Below are 2830 nucleotides of genomic sequence, written 5' to 3'. Positions count from 1 at the left end.
AAATCTTTGGTGACATTATTGGGTTCAACCATATGAAAGAGATCTAAACCGTAACTGACCAATTCACTGGCCTGTTTTTGAGTGACACTATCAAATGGCCAGCTTAAGCCTTGGGTTGCCCGCCAATAGAGAACAGTAAGCGCAATCCGCACATCTTGTTCCCGACCAATAAATCGCATAGGTTCATAAGCTACCCGAACATCGAACTTCTTCAAAAAGGTTCGCATAGGTTTTAAATGACGCAAAACTGTAGCCTTACTGTTACCCATCGCTTGATAGAAATTTGTAAAGGAACGTTTATCGCTAGATAAAACTTGCCGTAAAAAATTATAAGAATCCGTATGAGAAATCAAATAGATTTGATACTGATCCGAAGAAACGGCAAAAATTTCTGGAATAGTAGGGTCAGACTTGCCTAACATAGCCTTCATATCTTGCACAATACCATCATAGGTGTTATAGATGCTACCGTAACTTTTATGCATTTGTAATGCAACTTGACGTAAATTAATTTCAGAGATTCCAGGAGTTAATCTCTGATAAATTTTCAGACTATCTTGATTAGTTTTTTCCATGACCTTTAATTGCCGGATCTGTTCAAAGAGATGTAGCTTTTCTGTTTCCGAAACAGATAAAAATAGGTCTGGTGTTTTTTCCAAAATTCAACCTCCAAATTACATAAGTTAGAATAAGCATTTTACTTAATTAAAAATGTCTTAATTCATATAAGCGGCAATCTCTATTATGTAATAAATAGGCAAAAAATGCTATATATTTAGTAGAAATAAGTTTGAAATATTAATGAAGTTTTTAAAAAAGAACAATGAATCCCGTGACAATTAATGAAAAAACCGCAAACAAGGTTGCGGTAGTTCAGAATTTTTTAATAGCAGTTTAAGAAAGAGCTTGCGTAGAGTCAGTGCCTATGGTCCAACGAAAATATGCCCGAAAATTACCAGGTATTTCACTTGTAGTAGGATGTAAGACAATATCTTTTTTATGATTAAAGGCAAGCAGCCATATACCACGACCACGATAACTGCTATCTGAATTGTTGGAATCAGAGCCAGAAGTTAAAAGAACTTCGGACTGACCAAATGCAGGATTGTTTATTGGATCAGGTGATAGACTTGAATTTGGAGAAACTGATAATTCGTTATTAAAATCAAATGTTTTTATTGGTGTATAAGCACTTTGTGTAGATTCCTTTGTATAAACAATATTGTCGTTATTCCACTTACCGTTATAAACGTCAGCGTTTCGAAAAGCAATGGAGGAAATAGGTTGAATATCACGACCGCCATCAGGAAACTTAGAAAAAGCAGTAGACTGAACAGATAAACTCCAATTCTTAGCATTCCCTAAACGAAAATCAGCTATCGCCACCCCATTGTCTTGTGGACTCGCTACCCCATCACTATCTTTTCGAGGTAATAAATCCCAGTTCTGCGTTGTAAATTGCCAATGCTGACCAAATTCCAAAGTCTTAGGTACAGATATTAGGTAAAGATCGTTAGAATCACCAGAAAAACTAATTCCAGAATTCGAATTACCACTTTTTCCAGAAGGATTAATTACGTTGGCATCTGGTATAGCTGCCCCTTGATTATCTGTCAAAGCAGGATCAGCAGCTTGAACGGAAGTGGAATTCATTAACATAAAACTAAAAAATAAAAGCGTAGAAAAACGCAATAATTTATTCATGCTTTTTCCCCTTTCAACGCTTCATCTGCGTCGCTTGGCGTTGACCATGTTTATAAAACCAATAAAATAATAAAGCGATTAATAACAAAACAACGATTATTAATACCAAAATTAACGGCCAATAGTTAGGTTTAATATTAGGATCATTACGATTCAATTTTCGGGCTTCAGCTGGGCTAATTGTAAAGTTCTTAACAAGGTTCCAACTACGAGCTTGCGCTGAAACCTGCACACGTGCCTGATAATTGCCAGCCTTCATTGGATGATGATTCCAACTCACCGGAAAAGAAAAATTAGAATTAGGTGCAAAATTGCCATTCTTAATTTTGGACTGATAAAGCAGCTTTTGACTATGCGCCGGATAAATACGAGCCCGAATACGCATCGCATTCTTGTTAATGTATTTGGCTTTAAAATTTTGCATATTGATAAATACTGCCGGACCGGCTTCCAAAACTCCTGGTCGGATCGAACGTAATCGCAAATCAGGTTGCACCTGCTCCACAGCACCACAATTCATTAAAATACTTATGGAATAAGCATAAAGATTATTCACACCGGAATGTTTCAGTTTTTTAGCTGCATTCTGTTTATCAATTGAGGGTGAATGAATATAAAAACTGCCCAACATAACACCATTAAAAGACTTCTTAGGTGCAGTAATGGTCTGCGTAACGGTTTGAGCTGACTTTGGAGGCAAACTAATAGTAACTTTTTGAGGTCCCATTTTAGTCCAATCATGTTGCAAACTGGAATCTCTCTTGCTAGACAAGTTAGCGTAATCTAATTGTCCCTGGCTCGTGGTACCAGCTACAGTTGGCAAAACAGCGACTCGAATTTTTTTGTCTAGATTATTAGTGATTTTCAAATTCACCTGTTGTGACTGACCAGGCTGTAAATTCAAAATAAAAAAATTATCATTATTGGAAGTCGACTGTCCTCCTGACAAAGCCACCGAAAAACCTGCTGCTCCTGTAATAGCAGCAGTAACCGGCTTACAGAAAAAGGAAGTCATAGCAATAATCATTGTTAAGAAAACACCCAATAAAAAATTTAAGTTGAAAAGACTATCTTTAATACGCACAAGAAACTCCCGGTAATTGTGATCGACATATGAACTAATTAG

The 2830-nt window shown here is 36.5% G+C and carries 3 protein-coding genes; all 3 read right to left on the bottom strand.

What is annotated here, in order from left to right; all coding sequences use genetic code 11:
* The coding region (locus Q0K80_RS10235; protein WP_294606031.1) for a helix-turn-helix domain-containing protein at positions 1-659 on the bottom strand (659 nt) is incomplete at its 3' end.
* 235 nt (positions 660-894) lie between these two features.
* On the bottom strand, positions 895-1704 hold the full coding sequence (locus Q0K80_RS10230) for a WxL domain-containing protein (protein WP_294606030.1): 810 nt from the start codon (positions 1702-1704) through the stop codon (positions 895-897).
* A 13-nt stretch (positions 1705-1717) separates the two neighbouring features.
* A partial coding sequence (locus Q0K80_RS10225) for a DUF916 and DUF3324 domain-containing protein (RefSeq protein WP_294606029.1) occupies positions 1718-2830 on the bottom strand: 1113 nt, incomplete at its 5' end.

The organism is uncultured Lactobacillus sp. (assembly GCF_945290125.1).
Classification (GTDB): domain Bacteria; phylum Bacillota; class Bacilli; order Lactobacillales; family Lactobacillaceae; genus Lactobacillus; species Lactobacillus rizhaonensis.
Note: the sequence above shows the minus strand (reverse complement) of the source record. Positions and strands in the feature narration are given on the sequence as shown.

Excerpts from the sequence above, each read along its gene's own strand:
- Q0K80_RS10230 (WP_294606030.1), bottom strand. The coding sequence starts at position 1,704 with ATGAATAAATTATTGCGTTTTTCTACGCTTTTATTTTTTAGTTTTATG.